The 16,481-nt window shown below is 37.1% G+C and carries 15 protein-coding genes; 7 read left to right on the top strand and 8 right to left on the bottom strand.

Annotated features, from left to right (window positions below):
- Positions 1-14: 14 nt before the first annotated feature.
- Together ABMA70_RS11165 and ABMA70_RS11160 are read right to left on the bottom strand one after the other, a co-directional pair.
- The gene (locus ABMA70_RS11165; protein WP_103217739.1) at positions 15-1,160 is read right to left on the bottom strand and encodes a serine protease; all 1,146 of its coding nucleotides are present in this window, start codon (positions 1,158-1,160) and stop codon (positions 15-17) included.
- A 191-nt stretch (positions 1,161-1,351) separates the two neighbouring features.
- A complete protein-coding gene (locus tag ABMA70_RS11160) occupies positions 1,352-2,281 on the bottom strand; it encodes a LysR substrate-binding domain-containing protein (protein ID WP_103217738.1) in 930 nt (309 codons plus the stop codon).
- A 66-nt stretch (positions 2,282-2,347) separates the two neighbouring features.
- Between ABMA70_RS11160 and ABMA70_RS11155 the strand changes: the two genes are divergently transcribed.
- From ABMA70_RS11155 to ABMA70_RS11135, 5 genes are all read left to right on the top strand, one after another.
- On the top strand, positions 2,348-3,757 hold the full coding sequence (locus ABMA70_RS11155) for a sodium:solute symporter (protein WP_103217737.1): 1,410 nt from the start codon (positions 2,348-2,350) through the stop codon (positions 3,755-3,757).
- A 61-nt stretch (positions 3,758-3,818) separates the two neighbouring features.
- Positions 3,819-6,158: an NADP-dependent malic enzyme gene (locus tag ABMA70_RS11150; protein WP_103217736.1), complete on the top strand. Its 2,340-nt coding sequence runs from the start codon at positions 3,819-3,821 to the stop codon at positions 6,156-6,158.
- Positions 6,159-6,170: 12 nt separating this feature from the next.
- Entirely contained in the window at positions 6,171-6,557 is a 387-nt protein-coding gene (locus tag ABMA70_RS11145) for a Rid family detoxifying hydrolase (RefSeq protein ID WP_103217735.1), read from the top strand.
- Positions 6,558-6,570: 13 nt separating this feature from the next.
- Entirely contained in the window at positions 6,571-7,209 is a 639-nt protein-coding gene (locus tag ABMA70_RS11140) for a YdcF family protein (protein WP_103217734.1), read from the top strand.
- 19 nt (positions 7,210-7,228) lie between these two features.
- Positions 7,229-8,683 carry a leucyl aminopeptidase family protein gene (locus ABMA70_RS11135; RefSeq protein WP_392993491.1) on the top strand — a complete coding sequence of 485 codons (1,455 nt, stop codon included), beginning with the start codon at positions 7,229-7,231 and terminating at the stop codon, positions 8,681-8,683.
- Between the two features lie 41 nt (positions 8,684-8,724).
- Here ABMA70_RS11135 and ABMA70_RS11130 read toward each other — a convergent pair whose 3' ends face one another.
- From ABMA70_RS11130 to ABMA70_RS11115, 4 genes are all read right to left on the bottom strand, one after another.
- Positions 8,725-10,911 carry a bifunctional (p)ppGpp synthetase/guanosine-3',5'-bis(diphosphate) 3'-pyrophosphohydrolase gene (locus ABMA70_RS11130; RefSeq protein ID WP_103217732.1) on the bottom strand — a complete coding sequence of 729 codons (2,187 nt, stop codon included), beginning with the start codon at positions 10,909-10,911 and terminating at the stop codon, positions 8,725-8,727.
- On the bottom strand, positions 10,911-11,477 hold the full coding sequence (gene gmk, locus ABMA70_RS11125; RefSeq protein ID WP_103217731.1) for a guanylate kinase: 567 nt from the start codon (positions 11,475-11,477) through the stop codon (positions 10,911-10,913). Before gmk ends, ABMA70_RS11130 begins: the two co-directional genes overlap by 1 nt.
- 4 nt (positions 11,478-11,481) lie before the next feature.
- Entirely contained in the window at positions 11,482-12,363 is an 882-nt protein-coding gene (locus ABMA70_RS11120) for a YicC/YloC family endoribonuclease (RefSeq protein WP_103217730.1), read from the bottom strand.
- Between the two features lie 105 nt (positions 12,364-12,468).
- Positions 12,469-13,125: a hypothetical protein gene (locus tag ABMA70_RS11115; RefSeq protein ID WP_103217729.1), complete on the bottom strand. Its 657-nt coding sequence runs from the start codon at positions 13,123-13,125 to the stop codon at positions 12,469-12,471.
- A gap of 201 nt (positions 13,126-13,326) precedes the next feature.
- On the opposite strand from ABMA70_RS11115, the gene ABMA70_RS11110 reads away from it, so the two are divergent.
- Positions 13,327-14,196: a flagellar basal body-associated FliL family protein gene (locus ABMA70_RS11110; RefSeq protein WP_103217728.1), complete on the top strand. Its 870-nt coding sequence runs from the start codon at positions 13,327-13,329 to the stop codon at positions 14,194-14,196.
- On the opposite strand, the gene ABMA70_RS11105 is transcribed toward ABMA70_RS11110, so the two are convergent.
- Entirely contained in the window at positions 14,185-15,426 is a 1,242-nt protein-coding gene (locus ABMA70_RS11105; RefSeq protein ID WP_103217727.1) for a sigma-54 dependent transcriptional regulator, read from the bottom strand. The two genes, ABMA70_RS11110 and ABMA70_RS11105, sit on opposite strands and share 12 nt — an antisense overlap.
- 53 nt (positions 15,427-15,479) lie before the next feature.
- Here ABMA70_RS11105 and yihA point away from each other — a divergent pair, with 53 nt between their 5' ends.
- A complete protein-coding gene (gene yihA, locus ABMA70_RS11100) occupies positions 15,480-16,157 on the top strand; it encodes a ribosome biogenesis GTP-binding protein YihA/YsxC (RefSeq protein ID WP_103217726.1) in 678 nt (225 codons plus the stop codon).
- Between the two features lies 1 nt (position 16,158).
- On the opposite strand, the gene ABMA70_RS11095 is transcribed toward yihA, so the two are convergent.
- Positions 16,159-16,458, bottom strand: coding sequence for a hypothetical protein (locus ABMA70_RS11095; RefSeq protein ID WP_103217725.1), 300 nt, complete (start codon positions 16,456-16,458; stop codon positions 16,159-16,161).
- Positions 16,459-16,481: the final 23 nt, after the last annotated feature.

Below are 16,481 nucleotides of genomic sequence, written 5' to 3'. Positions count from 1 at the left end.
GGAGGCCTTATTATTTATTTTTTAAATTCTACTTTGTATTGAGCCTTGGCCCCTTTATAACCGTAAACTTTGATATAGTAAGTATTTGAAGAGTTAACTTTTAGCCTTACTGCTTCATTGTCACTTGAAGATTCTTTACGAGATACAACTTTATAACTTGATCCCATTTTCTTTAAAACTTCAAAGTCTAGATCACCTTCACTATGAGAGAAAAAGATTTTAAAGTCTAATACTTCACCGGCCTTCATTTCTGCTTTGTAAAAATCAACATCTTCTTCGCTATCGATTTCAACATTTTGAGAGAAACTTGATCCTAACTCAGTTGCCGTTTCAGCAGTATTATTATCAGAGCTTGGTGTATCAGAAGAATCACTATCATCTTGATCTTGTGCTAAAACACTTGGGAAGTTTTCTAAGATGAAAGGAACAATTCGACTCATTGATACTGCACCATTGTAAACTCCGCGTCCTCCCCATCCGCCGTAACCAGCGTGGTGGATTGCATATACCTTGTCAGAGTCTGCGCTAAATACTGGTGAACCTGAAGATCCTCCCAATGTATCCGCATCATATAGAACATCTCCTCTTAGGCCAACAACTTTCCCTTCAGAAACCTTCTTCGTCCAGTCACAATCATAGTCTGTGTAGTAATCACAATTTTGGTGGATAACATAAACACTATCACCTTCTACTGGCTCAGTTGTATCTAATTCAACCTTACCATATGTCTGTCCAGGAGTTCCCTCACACTTAACAAGTGCAAAATCTAGTTCCTCATCATTACCGATAAATTCACTACATTTGATTTCACCTTGGTTAGACTTTGAAACACCTTTTTCGTGTTTCATAAAAACTTTCATTCCTACAACATCAGCAGCACTAGTGATGCAGTGATGGTTTGTCATTAAAATATTGTCTGAGATTAAGAAACCAGTACAACGGCCAGTATTTGAAAATTGAATGTCAGCTACCGCTTTTGAATTCTTTCTAACTTCTGATGATTCATCAAAAGCAATTACTTCTTGCCAGTTAACATCACCAACGATGATTGAGCCTGTCGAAACATCTGCGTTTGATGAAGCAGGAACACCTTGGCCACATGAAACTGTTAAGAATGTGGAAACAACTACTAATAAAAACATGGAACTTCTTACTGACATTACCCTCTCCTCCAATCTTCCTTATGGAATTCTTCAAGTCCTTTTGTGAACTTGTTGATTGAGTAATTTATAAGAAAATAAACATGATTTAAGAACCTAGGTGTCTTTTTTATAGGTCAATAATGCTTAAAGTTAAGCAAATGTAAGAAATGAATTAAAAATGACAAGAAATAGCGGTGCTAAAATGTCACCTAATCAATAGGAATTATTGAAACATCTGCATTCTTATAGCTTTTTAGCTCTTTAGGAATAACTTTTAGGATTAGTCCTTCAAGTGCATCAATAACCTTCTCTTTGTAGAAAATACGGCCATAAACTATTGAAACTTCGCGAGTTGGAACAGGTGGAGTGAATGAGCGGATCATTTTCTTACGAGTCCCTGTTAGATCTAACATATCCAGGTGTGGAATGATTGTATAACCGCTATCTTTGGCCACAAGGTTCTTAATTGTTTCAAGAGAACCACTTTCAAAGTGTTGAAAGCCTTTTACTTTCTGACAAAGATTTAGGACCTGGCCACGAAGACAGTGCCCTTCTTGTAAAAGCCATAGGCCATCTTTGTCGAGATCTGAGAATTCGAGCTGGCTCTTGTGAAATAACTCGTGATCTTTTGCTATAAATCCATAGAGTGGTTCATAGAATAACACTCTTTCAATTAGCTGATTATTGTGAAGTGGAGTGACAAGAAGTCCTGCATCCAATTCATCGCGATCAAGTTTTTCGATGATCTCTTCAGTTGTTCTCTCTTCAATGATAAGGTCGACTTTTGGAAATTCTTTAACAAAGCGACTTAAAAAAAGTGGTACGAGGTACGGTGCGAGAGTTGGAATAACTCCAAGCTTGAATTCACCTTCTATACCTACGATTGGATCACTTGCAATATCTTTTAATTTTTTAAATTCTTTATTAACAACTCTTGCTTGTGCAATAAAAGTTTCACCTTCAATCGTTGGAACAATAGGATTCTTAGAGCGATCAAAAATAACAAATCCTAAGCTATCTTCTAACTTTTGAATTTGCATACTCAATGTTGGTTGAGAAACATGACACTCTTCAGATGCTTTTCTGAAGTGACGGTGTTTATCGACTGCTAATACATATTCCAGTTGAGTTATTGTCATAACAAGAGTTCCTGAAGGTTGATTTATAATTTCTATACTATATCATACTTCATAATCGGAGACTATATGAAGAGCAGTATTGATTTATTTCAAAGTCTATCATCTTTAGACTTATTTATATTTTTTGCCATTTTAGGTTTAACATTAGCGAGTGTGATTTACGGCCAATATCGCATGAAAAAATCCACCGAAAAAGAGACCTTCCTTGATTTACTAATTATGGGAAGAAGACTTACTTTGCCACTTTTTGTCGCAACACTTGTTGCAACTTGGTATGGTGGAATTTTTGGTGTTACTGAAATCGCCTTTAATCAAGGTATCTACAATTTCATCACTCAGGGTGTTTTCTGGTATGTAGCCTATATTATTTTTGCATTTTTTCTAATCAAGAAAATTGAGCCTTACCGTGCTGTTACTTTACCAGATTTAGTTGGAAAGATGTTTGGGCCACGCTCTGCAAAGCTCACAGCAATCTTTAATTTCTTTAATGTACTCCCAATTGCTTATGGAATAAGTTTAGGGATTTTTCTTCAACTAATCTTTGGTGGAACTCTATTACTAAACACTTCCCTAGGGGTTGGTTTTGTTGTTCTCTACTCGATGTGGGGAGGATTGAGATCAGTTGTCTTCTCTGACTTAATTCAGTTCTTTGTCATGTGCCTTGCAGTAGCTTTTGTACTTGGTTTTTCATTTTTTGAATTTGGGGGACTCCCTTACCTAAAAGCAAATCTTCCTGAATCTTATTGGTCACTAACTGGAAAGAACTCACTTGCGACAACTTTTGTCTGGGGTTTTATTGCTCTATCAACTTTAGTTGATCCAAACTTTTATCAGCGATGTTTTTCGGCCACGAGTGGTGAAGTTTCAAAAAAAGGAATCTTGATCTCTACTGTCATTTGGTTCTGTTTTGATATTTGTACAACGTTTGGAGCGATGTATGCAAAAGCCGCCATTCCGGATGCACAGAGCTCACATGCTTACCTAACTTATGCAATTCAAATTCTTCCAGATGGATTAAAAGGATTTATGCTAGCAGGAATTCTTGCAACAATATTATCAACACTTGATTCATATCTATTCATTGCTGGAACAAACCTAGCTTATGACCTCGCTCCAAAGAAGTACAAGGGGCGTGTTTGGGTTCACCACTTTGGTGTTATTTTTGTTGCCGTTTTAACAGTGATTATGTCTGAATACTTTCAAGGTAACATAAAATCTGTTTGGAAGACCTTGGGATCCTTTTCCGCATCATGTCTACTGCTGCCGGTCATATATGGCTACCTATTTCCTAAGCAAATTAGTGATAACCAGTTTGTAACGGCTTGCTTGATAGGTGTCGTAACAACGGGCACGTGGCGTCATATACCAAAGCCAGGCTTTTATTCTAATATTGATGAGCTTTATATTGGTATTATTGCAACTAGTCTAACTCTGCTCATTTATCACCTAATTAGGGATAAAAAGCTAGTCGGATAAGGGCCAAAAAGTGTATCCTTTGTGCTTAATATCGTAGGATTTTAAGTTCAAAGGATTACATATGACTGACAATAAAAAAGTCACGGATAAGTCAAACGCTGACGCTCAAAAAATTGAAAAAGCACTTAATTACCACTCAATGGGTCGCCCTGGAAAAATCGAAGTTGTTGCAACAAAACCATGTTTAACAGCATCTGATTTAACAAAAGCATACTCTCCAGGTGTTGCTCATCCATGTCTTGAAATTGCTAAGAACCCTGATGATGTTTACAAGTACACAGCAAAAGGAAACCTAGTTGCTGTTGTATCAAACGGAACAGCAGTTCTTGGTCTAGGAAATATCGGTGCCGCTGCTGGTAAGCCAGTAATGGAAGGGAAAGGTATTCTTTTCAAGCGTTTCGCTGATATCGATGTTTTCGATATTGAAGTTGAAGAATCAACTGTTGAAGGAATGGTAAATGTTGTTAAGGCACTTGAGCCTACTTTTGGTGGTGTTAACCTTGAAGATATCAAGGCACCAGAGTGTTTTGAAATTGAAAAACAACTAATCGAAAAAATGGATATTCCAGTATTTCACGATGATCAACATGGTACTGCAATTATCGCAGCAGCTGGTTTTATCAACGCGCTAGAATTATCTAAGAAAAAAATTGATAAAGTAAAAGTAGTATTCTCTGGAGCTGGTGCTGCATCAATGGCATGTGCTAAGCTTTTCTTTCACCTTGGTGTTAAGCCAGAAAACCTACTTATGACAGACTCTCGCGGTGTAATTTATAAAGGCCGTGAAAGTGGAATGAACGAATACAAAGAAGAATTTGCAAATGAAACTGATGCAAGAACTCTAGGGGATGCAATGGTTGATGCCGATGTCTTCATTGGTTGTTCAGCAAAAGGTGTTTTAACGAAAGAAATGGTTAAAACAATGGCAAAAAGTCCAATCATCTTTGCAATGGCAAACCCTGATCCAGAAATTCTTCCAAGTGAAGTTGAAGAAGTTCGTGATGATGCAATTATGGCTACAGGACGCTCTGACTTCCCTAACCAAGTTAATAACGTTCTTGGTTTCCCTTCAATCTTTAGAGGAGCACTAGATGTACGTGCTCGTAAGATTAATGAAGAAATGAAGCTTGCTGCAGTTTACGCTCTTGCAGAACTTGCAAAAGAAGATGTTCCTGATGAAGTTAAACTTGCTTACCAAGGTGAAGATTTCAAATACGGAAAAAATTATATTATCCCTAAGCCTTTTGATACTCGTGTACTTACGAGAGTTGCTCCAGCTGTTGCTAAAGCTGCAATGGATACAGGTGTTGCAAGAAGAGAGATTGCTGATCTTCACGAGTACTCTGAACACCTAGCTAGCCGTCTTTCGGCAAGTGGTGCTTTCATGAAAACTGTTCGTGATCGTCTAGCAGCTCATATTAAGCGCACTGGTGAAAAAGTTAGAATGGTATTTGCTGAAGGTATTAATACTCGTATCCTTAACGTAGTTAAAACACTTCTTGATGGAAATGCTATTGAGCCAATTCTTCTTGGTCACCCAGATGATATCAAGGCAAAAATTAAGTCTCTTGGTCTTGAAGAGTTCTTAGATGGAAAAGTTGAAATCATCCGTCCAAGAAAAGCTGATAACTTTAAAGAATTCTACAAAGAATACTGTGAAGCTAAGCAAAGAGAAGGTGTTTCACTTAATGCTGCTGAAGACTTAATGATTCAAGAAAACTTCTACGGTTCAATGATGGTTAAAAAAGGTCTTGCCGATACATTTATCGCTGGCCCATCTCTAAACTATAGCGACTGTCTTTCTCCAATTCTAAAAGTTATTGGATCGAAGCCAGGAACAAAAGCGGCAGGTGTTTTCATCCTAGTATTTAAAGACCGTGTTCTTTTCCTAGCAGATACAACAGTTCAACCGGACCCAACTGCAGAAGATTTAGTAGAGATTGCAAACTCAACTGCTGAACTTTACAAGTCACTAATGAAGAGAGATCCAAGAATTGCTTTCTTAAGCTACTCTAACTTTGGAGACTCAAAGCTTCCGGATGCTAAGAAGATGAAACTTGCTACAAAAATGGCAAAAGAAAAATATCCAGAACTAAAGATCGAAGGTGAAATGCAAGCAGACGTTGCAGTTAACCACGGTATTATGAAAAATCTTTTCAACTTCAGTGAACTTGATAAGTCTGCAGATATTTTAATCTTCCCTGAACTAAACTCTGCAAACATTTCGTACAAGCTTCTTGCTCAATTAACAGAAGCATCTGCTATTGGACCAATCCTTGTACCAATGAATAAGACAGTTAATATCATTCAAAGAACTGCTTCTATAAAAGAGATCGTAGATTCTTGTCGTCTAACGGCATTAAGAGCTCTAGAAGAAAAAGTTAACAGAAACGATATTTAAGAGGAGTTAAAGATGACGTTTCAAAAGAATATTATTTCAACTGATAAAGCGCCAAGTGCAGTAGGAACTTACTCACAAGGTGTTGAATATAACGGGACATACTTCTTTTCTGGTCAAATCGGAATTGATCCAGCGACTAGTGAACTAAAAGAAGGATTTGTTCCTCAACTAAATCAGATCATGAAGAATATTGATGGGCTACTTGAGTCACAAAACTTAACTCGTGAGCACATTATTAAAACTTCAATTTTCGTTACTGACCTTGCTAACTTTGGTGAGGTCAATGCTGCATATGAAGCTTATTTTACAGCTCCATATCCAGCAAGAAGCTGCGTTCAAGTTCCAGCACTTCCAAAGGGAGCTGTTGTTGAAATTGAAGTTATTGCAGCTAAAGGATAATTAACACTTTTTTATGTTTGATAAGAAGTATGTATTTGAGACAAAACAAACTAGATCTTGGAGAAAGGCCCTCGAGCTTTTCTCCAAGTTTATTATTTTTATCTTAGGTTACTCACTTCTCTCTTACATCCTCATCCTCTACTCTCAAAACGAAAACCTTAAAACAAAAGAAACTTTCTATAAGAAAAGACCAGATATCATCGTTGTCTTTACTGGGGATAGAGGTCGTATTCAAGAAGCGATTCGCTTAGCAAAAGAATACAATCAAGAAAATATTCTAATTTCAGGAGTGCACACAAAAAATAGTGTTAGTACTTTAATTCAAAGTCATCAAATTACAGATGAGATTAATCACGATTTTCTTGATATCGATTACAATGCAAAGAATACTTATGAGAATGTTTTAGAAACTCTACAAGCTCTTCGTAAGAAGAGTAATATTGATACTGTTCTGATTGTTTCACATGATTACCATATTCTAAGAATCAAATCGATTATCGAATATCGTCGTCGCGATAGTGATCAATACAAGTTCTATTTCTGGGGAGTCAAGTCACCACTTGATTCACTTAGAAGTCTCAAAATTATCTACAAAGAAGTATTTAAATACTTCAGAACACTTACTTACTTGGCCCTGGCCAGTGAGGATTAAAATTTAAATAGGAGGAATAATGAATATCGTTCCATCAATCATGGCAACTAAGAAAAGTGGCCCAAAATCACTTCGTTCAACTGTAACGAGAGTTTACTTACTAACTGCAAGTGCACTAGAAGAAAGTAATATTACGCATTCTGAGCATATCCCGGAGTGGATTATCGGAAGAATTGGCGAAGAAAAAGAAGTTAGTATCCTTGGTAGTGAAGGACCTATTATCTTCAAAGTTATCGAAGAAGCTAAAGAGGGTGAGCAACACTATAACCTTATTACAGATAGTAACTACTCTATTGCAAGAGAAGCACTAGGCTCTCTTGTTGGTCAGATTACTAAAGAGCGCTCTAAGAAAGTTGAAATCAATTTCTACGGACTTGATAAAGATATGATTACTGGTGCAATCGTTGGACTTGAACTTGCGCTTTACCGTTTTAAAGAAGAACTAAACCTTGGTGCTATTTCATTCTTTGATGACGCAAAGAAAGTAGCGAAGTCTACAGTAGATACGGCCCTTTCAATGGCGCAATCGATTAATACAGCAAGGCACTTAGTTAATCTTCCTGCAAATATGTTAAACCCAGTAACTTACGCAGACGCGGTTAAGAAGCACTTTGCAAAATCAAAAACGATGAAAGTTACGATTTATGATGAGAAGAAATTAGAGAAAGAAAAATGCGGACTAATCTTAAGCGTTGGACAAGCTTCTGCGACTCCACCAAGAATTGTTCATATGCAATACCGTCCAGCGGGAGCAAAAGGCAAGCCTACAGCAATCGTTGGAAAAGGAATCACATTTGACTGCGGTGGCCTAAATCTAAAAGGTGGCGCAGGTATGGGTAAAATGAAAAAAGACATGGGTGGTTCTGCAACGGTTATGGGATTTGCTACGTGGCTAGAGAACTCAGGTGTGAAGAAAAAAGTAGACCTTTATCTCGCACTTGCAGAGAACTCGATTAATGAAAATGCTACTCGTCCAGGAGATATCTATACTTCTCGAAATGGCCTAAAGGTCGAAATTGGTAATACTGATGCGGAAGGAAGGCTTGCTCTTGCCGATGCAATGGATATTGCGATTACTCAAAAAGAAAAGCCAGAAGTATTAATTGATTTTGCAACTTTAACTGGGGCCGCAAAAGTATCAATGGGTGATCATGTAACGAGTATGTTTGCAAACGATGATGAACTAGCTGATAAACTACTAAAGGCTTCTCAAAACAATGGAGACCTTTCTTGGCGTATGCCTCTTTATAGACCTTACTATAAAGGTTTTAAGTCGCACTTTGCAGACATGAACAATATGTCGACTGTTCAAGGTGGATCTATTGGAGCAGCTCTCTTCCTAGAAAAATTTATTGGTGACACTAAGTGGGCACACTTTGATATCTTTGGATGGACGAGTGGATTTAGACCTTCACTTGTTCAAGAAGGTGGATCTGGCCAAGGAGTCGAGACTCTAATTGGATACTTTAAATAAGAAATAAAAAAGCAGGTCGTAAGACCTGCCTTTTTTTATGCTTAACCTCTTGTAACAGAGATCACGGAGTCTAGTGCTTCAAGTCCCGAAATTGTTTTAAGTAGTTCAGAATAATCCTTAACCTCTACTTCAAAAATAAGGCTACCTTTTCGATCTTGAGTTGACTTGGCCATGGCCGAGCGAATATTTACGCCAAGGTTTCCAATTTCCTTAGAAATCATTGAAAGAATACCTGGCCTATCATGTGTTAGAACATGAATATTTACAGGGTGCTTAAACGTGAAGTTCTCATTCCATTCAACGGCAATTTGTCTCCCGACATCACCTACATCGTAACGTGTACAGTCTGAACGGTGAATCGTAATTCCACGTCCTCGAGTGATATAACCAATAATTGGGTCCCCTGGAATAGGGTTACAACAACGGGCCATACGAACCATGAGGTCGTCCATTCCATCAACGATAACGGCATTATCTTTGTGAGCACGCTTTTTAGCAGTACGAGAAATAGTTGAAGTAAGTGAAGAGATTTCTTTCTTCTTTGCATCATCAACTTTTTCATCTTTTAGACCTGGAATACATTCGATAACTTTATCAACATGTAATTTCCCAGCGCCGACATTATTGTAGATTTCACTATAAGTTTTAACGTTAGTCAGATTTTCTTTCGCATAATCAAGATCATTACGTTTTAAAACTGCTTTTAGAGTCGTACCAAGAACCTTGAATGCCTTATCAAGAGTTTCCTTACCAACTTCAATATTGCGCTCTCTTTCGGCCTTAAGCAGCCAAGACTTAATCTTTGCCTTTGCCTTAGAAGACTTAACAATATTTAACCAATCTTTATTAGGAGTTTGAGTCTTTGATGTAAGAATCTCAATTGTATCACCTGAACGAAGAACGTACTTTAATGGTACCATTCTTCCATTAACTTTCGCTCCCACACAACGGTGTCCAATATCAGTGTGGACACGGTATGCAAAATCTAGTGGAGTCGAATTATCTTGAAGTTCAAATACATCACCATTTGGTGTGAAAACAAAGACACCGCCTACATCAAGATCATTCTTAACATGAGACATGAATTCAGAACTATTATCTGTGTCCTTATTATATTCAAGAAGTTCTTGTACCCAATCAAGTTTAGTCTTACCTGATGACATCCCTTCTTTATACTTCCAGTGAGCAGCAATCCCTCGTTCCGCAACTTCATGCATCTCTTGAGTACGAATTTGAATTTCAATTCTCTCTGCCTTAGGTCCAACGACCGTCGTGTGAAGAGACTGGTAGTTGTTAACCTTTGGGATTGCAATATAATCTTTGAAGCGTCCTGGGATCGGTGTAAATGCCGAGTGAATAACTCCAAGGGCCTTATAACATTCAGTAATATTATTAACGATGATTCTAAATGCTAAGATATCGTGAATTTGTTCAAAATCCACACCGCGTGAAACCATCTTTTTATAAATTGAATAGAAGTGTTTTGAGCGTCCTGTAATATCGGCTTTTACTGAGTATTCAAAAAGCTTCTCTGTTACGACACCAATTGTGTCACCAATATAAGTTTCGCGATCACTCTTCTTCATCGCAACTTTTTCGGCCAAACGATAATAAACATCAGGGTGAAGGTAGCGAAGACAGATGTCTTCTAGTTCAATCTTTACCGAGTTGATACCGAGCCTAGAAGCTAGTGGTACGTAGATATCAAGAGTTTCTTCAGCAATTCGCTTTTGTTTTTCTTCACGAACATACTGAAGCGTTTTCATATTGTGCATACGATCTGCAAGCTTAACAATAATAACTCGCAGGTCTTGTGCCATGGCAACAACCATCTTACGGAAGTTTTCCGCTTGCGATTGTTCCTTTGACTTAAATTTCATTTTAGAGATCTTAGTTAGACCTACAACAATTTGCGCGATCTCAGTCGTAAATTCTTTTTCAATCTCTTCAGGAGTAACACTACAGTCTTCAACAACATCATGAAGAAGGCCTGCGATAATCGTATCAAGATCCATATGAAGCTTAACAAGAGTAGCAGCAACATTCAGCGGGTGAATGATATACTTCTCTCCAGAACTTCGCATCTGTCCCTCATGGGACTTTTCTGCAAAGAGATAAGCTTTTCTTAAAAGAGTGAAATTCGCGTCTGGATAATAAGTTTCGACACGTCGACAAAGTTCATCAATATTTAATTCGCGCTCATGGGCGAAATCGAGTTGCTGGTACATTACTTTCTTAAGATTCCTTCAAAAATATCTTTTAATTCAATATATGCAGTCTCAAGGTCATCATTAACCACAAGATAATCGTAATCATTCTTTCTAAGTAATTCGCGTTTTGCATTATCAAGACGAATATTTAAACTTTCATCTGTCTCCGTGCCACGGCCACGAAGTCTCTGCTCCAATGCTTCAACACTTGGTGGAGCAATAAATATCACACGTGCACGATCACCAAAATATTCCTTGAATGAGTCAGTTCCTTGAACATCTAGATCAAAAAGAAGATTATGCCCTTGAGCAATTTCGTTCTCGACAAAGTCTTTAGAAGTTCCATAGTAATTACCATGAACTTTTGCCCATTCTAAAAATGCATCTTGCTTCTTCATAGCAAGAAACTCTTCTTCTGATATAAAGTTATAGTGCTTACCATGCTCCTCACCTTCACGGGCCTTTCTTGTCGTAAAAGAAACCGACTCCAGGAGATCATGGAATTCATTTTTAATCCTCTTAATCAGAGTTGATTTTCCTGATCCAGATGGTGCAACAATAACTATAATTTTACCTTCACTCATAATACTACTCGAGGTTTAAACCTTGCTCTCGAATCTTTTCTAGCTGAACCTTCATTTGAACAACGGCTTCAGAGATCTCCTGTAGTGTTGACTTCGATCCCGTTGTATTAGTTTCGCGGTTAAGCTCTTGAATAAGAAAATCAATTTGGCGTCCAACTTCCCCGCCTTTTGTTAGCAGGTCATTTAACTTAGATAGGTGGGCATTAATACGATTAATTTCTTCGTGAATATCCATTTTCTCTAAGTAGAAGATTACTTCTTGCATAAAGCGAGGTTCATCAACAGGCATCGCCGTTTTATATTCTTCAAATCTCTTCTCAAGTCTTTCCTTTACGGCCGCTTGAAAATCATCTGACTTATCATTAACTACTTTAAAAAACTCTTCATAAGATTGCTGATGTTTTTTAATAACATCGACCATTTTTTGACCTTCAATCTTACGTGATTCTTTTAAGTTCTCAATCGCTCCCTTAAGGGCATCGATGGCAAAAACATTCATCTCATCAATAGAAGACTCATCGACTTCTTTCATAAATTCATTACGTAAAAAATCAGTTGGTTTTATATCGAGTTGAACATCATTCTTGTCTGCTAGATGTTTCATCGAAGTTATAAATGCGTTCACTTTTTCAGTATCAATATCATCAAAACGAGATTTCGCTTCAAGCCTTTTATAGCTTACGTTTATATCAAAGCTTCCACGTTTAAAATTTTGCGCAATGAGATTTCTCATTTCAAGTTCAACACTATTAAAAAGTGATGACATCTTAAATCGAATATCTTTAAAGCGATGATTTACTGTCTTGATTTCAACTGTAACTTGAAGGCTTTCACTTCCCGCTTCGGCCTTACCAAAGCCAGTCATTGAATATATATTTTTGGCCATTTCCTCTCCCAATGAATGACTTTTTTAACTCAAATATACAGCGATATCAACCGCTAGAAGTAATAATATTAAATATTTATTATACTCCCCTGAAGATTGCTTTCCCTACTCGAGAGACCAGCCTTCAACCTTTCCTTGGCTAAAGTAGACAAATTTACGCTCACCGTTTTCAAAGAAGGTCCAACGCTCATTTTCAAGCTGTGGGTTACCTGCTGTGTCAACACGATGTGGGTTTCCCCAGCGATCAATTACATTCTTCTTGTCCATCCCCATTGCAATTTCGCGGTGAGCCTGAGCTCTTGGAGAATAGCGAAAAATTGATGCAGGCTTTCTGGCCTCAAATTTCCTCTGCTTCTCATATCGAACGAGGGTTCTTCCATATTCTTGCTGCTCTGCTCTTGTTAATGTTAGGTAGTATAGTTTTTGAGAGTCATTATCAAACATCCTCTCTTTTCGACGGAATGCTTCACGATCCTCTGGACGCATACTATCGAGCTTACCCTGTAGCTCCATTTTCAATCGTTTTTCTTGAGACCATGAAGGGTAATCTTCTTCACTTGATGGTGTTCTTTTCATCATTTCATCTTTAGAGTACTGCACATAGCTAGGGTCTCCCCCAACAGTATCAAACGCCTTACCTGGGCTAAATAGTGAGAATCCTTCATCTTCCTCTCCCATAACATCAAGAAATTGTCGATCCATTGAGATCGGTCCGCATGAAACAATGGTCAAAAGTGAAAATAATGTTAATGCTCTAAGCATGTCTTCTCCTTAAAATATTCTCCCCATCACCTCTTCTCTACGGCGTAATTATTGAGATTTCTTAAGAATCCATTCAGCTTCCCCCACATCCAGAAAAAACTTCCTAGCATATTAATTTACTCAAGAATTAACTGTTGCCACTCAGGTATTTTAGGGACTTGCCGATAAGTGCTATAGAGATAGATTTGGGGATATTCTGTAATGATGAATAAATGGCTAAAAATTGAAAAATATTTAAATGGTTTGCTAACAAATCTTGCCAACTTCTTTACTGGAATTACTCCAAATAAGATTAAGAATTCTTATCACAACTTTCTAAAGACAATCGCTGGACTCATCCAGAAGATCATTGCCTTGCCAGAGTTCCTTACTGGGCCGGCAAAGAAATGGTTTAGAATTAAGCTAGCTGCATTAGTCACATTCATGCTGGCCAAAAAGCAAAGTTTAGCAAGTGTTGGAGCTGCTTTTAAGAATTTTAAAATGTCTGGTGATATTCCTCTCATGGCCTACAACGCAGCGAAAAGTTTTTGGTCAAAGAATGTTGCCCTAAAACTTGCAGCAGTCTCTCCGGCCAAGGCCGTGGGAATAACATGTACCCTAACTGTTTTTTCACTAACTGGTATTTCTGTTTATCAAAATATCCAGGAGATTTCAGATAAGACTTCTCCAAAACAAGAAAGAAAAATTGCTAGTGAAGAAGATCTAGAAAAAGCTAAATGGGGTCGATCTCGTTATCGTCTGGCCAATAAAAGAACGATCTTTTTAAGAAATGTTGATATTCCAATTTACATAAAAAATAGAAATGGCATGAAGTCTCTTCTTATCGATGTGCTATTAGAAACAAATAATCGATACACGGCCCAGTATTTCTATAAACCAGAAAATGAGATTTTAATACGCGACCGCCTCAATGAATCACTTCAAGCTGTTGTGCCTAACTTTCCTCTTGAGCCAGAAGGGAAGAAAATTATCAAAGAAAAAGTTCGTTATGAAGTTAATAAACTAATTGAAGATCTAAAAATCGACGGTCACGTTGAAAAGGTCTATATCGACTCAATTTTAAATGGATAAGACCGTTCTCACTGTTTGATTTGAAACTCCAAGTAAACTTGCAGTAGTTGCAACATTTTGGTCACAATGATTAAAAACTTTTAAAAAGTAACGATGCTTCATATCTCGATATGAATAGAATTCATTATTTTCAATAGAACGATCTATTATCTGATTGTGATCCATAAGATTATCATCCATTTCACAATAAGTTAGAAGATTTGACTTCCCCTTTAGGTGCTTCTTTTTTAAATGTGCATTTAATTGCCTAATATTTCCAGGCCATGAGTAACAATGATAAAACTTCTTAAGTTTAGGGTGAATGGTAATGCCATATCGATTTTCATAAGAACAAAGTAACTCATTTAAACGTTGATCATTCTCACGCAAAGAATCTAATTTTATCACTTCTTCAGATGATATACGAAAATAAAAATCAGAGCGCATTTTCCCTTCCTCTACTAGTTTTAAGAGGGAGCGACCTGAGGCCACGATAACTCTAGTTTTTATATATTGCGCTTGATTTGATCCAACTGGATAAAAAAGTCCATCATCGAGAAAGAGCAAAAGCTTTGCTTGAACTTCTTTTGAAATAGAATCGATTTCATCTAAGAATAATGTTCCACCATTGGCCATTTTTAGAGCACCATCCTTATCACTTAAGGCACCTGTAAAAGATCCTTTCTTATGACCAAATAATTCTGACTCCAAAATATTATGAGAGTAAGAACTTAAGTTAAGATGAACAAAATTACCAAGCACGCCACTTTGCTCATGTATCTTTTTTGCTAAATAGCTCTTTCCAGTTCCAGTCTCTCCTTCAATTAAGACATTAAGCTTTGGATGGATTTGATAATCAAAACTGAGCTTCTCTTTGCGCTCCTCTCTTAAGCAGCGAATTCGATTTCGCCCAAGGATGATTTCATCGCCCTTTCTCAGATAAGCGTGAGATGAAAATGAGCCGTTAATTCTAAAGGTTGCTCCATTAATTCCTGACAAACAAAAGGTATCACCTACATTTGTTTTCACAATTGATAGCTTAAAGCCAGCTTCATCCTCTATCGAAATAATAGGTAGTGAGATTTCTAGAGAATCAACAATAAACTCCTTTCCTGTTAATTCAATATGATAGGATGTTCGATTCAATAAAATTCGACGTTTTGAGCCAAATAAAGGTGTAATTTCTATAGAATTTCCATGAACACAAAATGTGTCTTTTACAAGTTTATCTAACTTTGGTACTTCTAGCATATATAACTCCTTAGAATTTAAGCAAAATCGTAGATAAACGGAAGTGAAGAAAAATGGAATATAAAATCGCCAAAGGTACAACTCAATTCAAATACGGAATGACAGATGTGAACCAACTAATTGAATGGTTAAATGCAGAAAAACCGATTGGTGTAAGTTTCATTGGCCGCTCAAATGCGGGTAAATCTTCAACAATTAACTCTTTATTTGGAAAAAGTACTGCTGTTACTTCAAAGACACCAGGACGTACACGCCAAGTAAATATCTTCTCATTTCAATTAGAGAAAGAAGGTAAAGTTGTCGATAATCTTCCACCTTTCTATCTATTTGACCTTCCTGGTTACGGACATGCTAAGGTTTCAAAAGAAATTCATGCTCATTGGGCAAATCTAATGGATGAATTTTTTAAGAACTGTGGTGAACAAAACCTAATGCTTAATCTTCAAGATGCTCGTCACCCAAATCAAAAAGCTGACTTAGTCTTTAGAGATTACCTAAGCCCATTTGGTCATGAAGCATTTCTTCTATTTAATAAACTTGATAAGCTTAAGACTCAAAAAGAAAGAGCGGCACTTAACAAGCTAAAGCCTGCTATCTTTAAAGAACATAAGTGGGTAACTCAAATTCACTTTATTTCGGCCCTAAAAGGACAAGGGGTTCCGCAATTAGAAAATGCCATTATCAATTACCTTTTATTACAAAATGAGCTAGAGAATAACCAAAGAGACTAAGCTACTCTTTAGAACATTTTGATTTAATATTTGATACGTCTTTTTCCATCAAATGAAGTTGATTTTCATAATCTTTAATTTCTTTTAAGAGTTCATCAACTTTAGGGTTTTCCCACTCAAGTATTCCCGAACTAAGATGCTTTGCAGCTAGTTGTCCCAACTCCTGATACTTCTCATTTAACAGAGTATTTGTATGAGACGCAGTAAGCATCTTCTTACCAATAACAGTTGCCTTGGATAGTTCTTGAGAGCACTCATCAACTATTTTCTTAAGCTTGGTTTTCCATTCCTCTTTTTGCATAATTCACTCTTTCAGATAGAATA

Source organism: Halobacteriovorax sp. XZX-3 (assembly GCF_043196495.1).
Lineage (GTDB): Bacteria > Bdellovibrionota > Bacteriovoracia > Bacteriovoracales > Bacteriovoracaceae > Halobacteriovorax_A.
Note: the sequence above shows the minus strand (reverse complement) of the source record. Positions and strands in the feature narration are given on the sequence as shown.

Excerpts from the sequence above, each read along its gene's own strand:
- ABMA70_RS11165 (WP_103217739.1), bottom strand. The coding sequence starts at position 1,160 with ATGTCAGTAAGAAGTTCCATGTTTTTATTAGTAGTTGTTTCCACATTC.
- ABMA70_RS11160 (WP_103217738.1), bottom strand. The coding sequence starts at position 2,281 with ATGACAATAACTCAACTGGAATATGTATTAGCAGTCGATAAACACCGT.
- ABMA70_RS11155 (WP_103217737.1), top strand. The coding sequence starts at position 2,348 with ATGAAGAGCAGTATTGATTTATTTCAAAGTCTATCATCTTTAGACTTA.
- ABMA70_RS11150 (WP_103217736.1), top strand. The coding sequence starts at position 3,819 with ATGACTGACAATAAAAAAGTCACGGATAAGTCAAACGCTGACGCTCAA.
- ABMA70_RS11145 (WP_103217735.1), top strand. The coding sequence starts at position 6,171 with ATGACGTTTCAAAAGAATATTATTTCAACTGATAAAGCGCCAAGTGCA.
- ABMA70_RS11140 (WP_103217734.1), top strand. The coding sequence starts at position 6,571 with ATGTTTGATAAGAAGTATGTATTTGAGACAAAACAAACTAGATCTTGG.
- ABMA70_RS11135 (WP_392993491.1), top strand. The coding sequence starts at position 7,229 with ATGAATATCGTTCCATCAATCATGGCAACTAAGAAAAGTGGCCCAAAA.
- ABMA70_RS11130 (WP_103217732.1), bottom strand. The coding sequence starts at position 10,911 with ATGTACCAGCAACTCGATTTCGCCCATGAGCGCGAATTAAATATTGAT.
- gmk (WP_103217731.1), bottom strand. The coding sequence starts at position 11,477 with ATGAGTGAAGGTAAAATTATAGTTATTGTTGCACCATCTGGATCAGGA.
- ABMA70_RS11120 (WP_103217730.1), bottom strand. The coding sequence starts at position 12,363 with ATGGCCAAAAATATATATTCAATGACTGGCTTTGGTAAGGCCGAAGCG.
- ABMA70_RS11115 (WP_103217729.1), bottom strand. The coding sequence starts at position 13,125 with ATGCTTAGAGCATTAACATTATTTTCACTTTTGACCATTGTTTCATGC.
- ABMA70_RS11110 (WP_103217728.1), top strand. The coding sequence starts at position 13,327 with ATGATGAATAAATGGCTAAAAATTGAAAAATATTTAAATGGTTTGCTA.
- ABMA70_RS11105 (WP_103217727.1), bottom strand. The coding sequence starts at position 15,426 with ATGCTAGAAGTACCAAAGTTAGATAAACTTGTAAAAGACACATTTTGT.
- yihA (WP_103217726.1), top strand. The coding sequence starts at position 15,480 with ATGGAATATAAAATCGCCAAAGGTACAACTCAATTCAAATACGGAATG.
- ABMA70_RS11095 (WP_103217725.1), bottom strand. The coding sequence starts at position 16,458 with ATGCAAAAAGAGGAATGGAAAACCAAGCTTAAGAAAATAGTTGATGAG.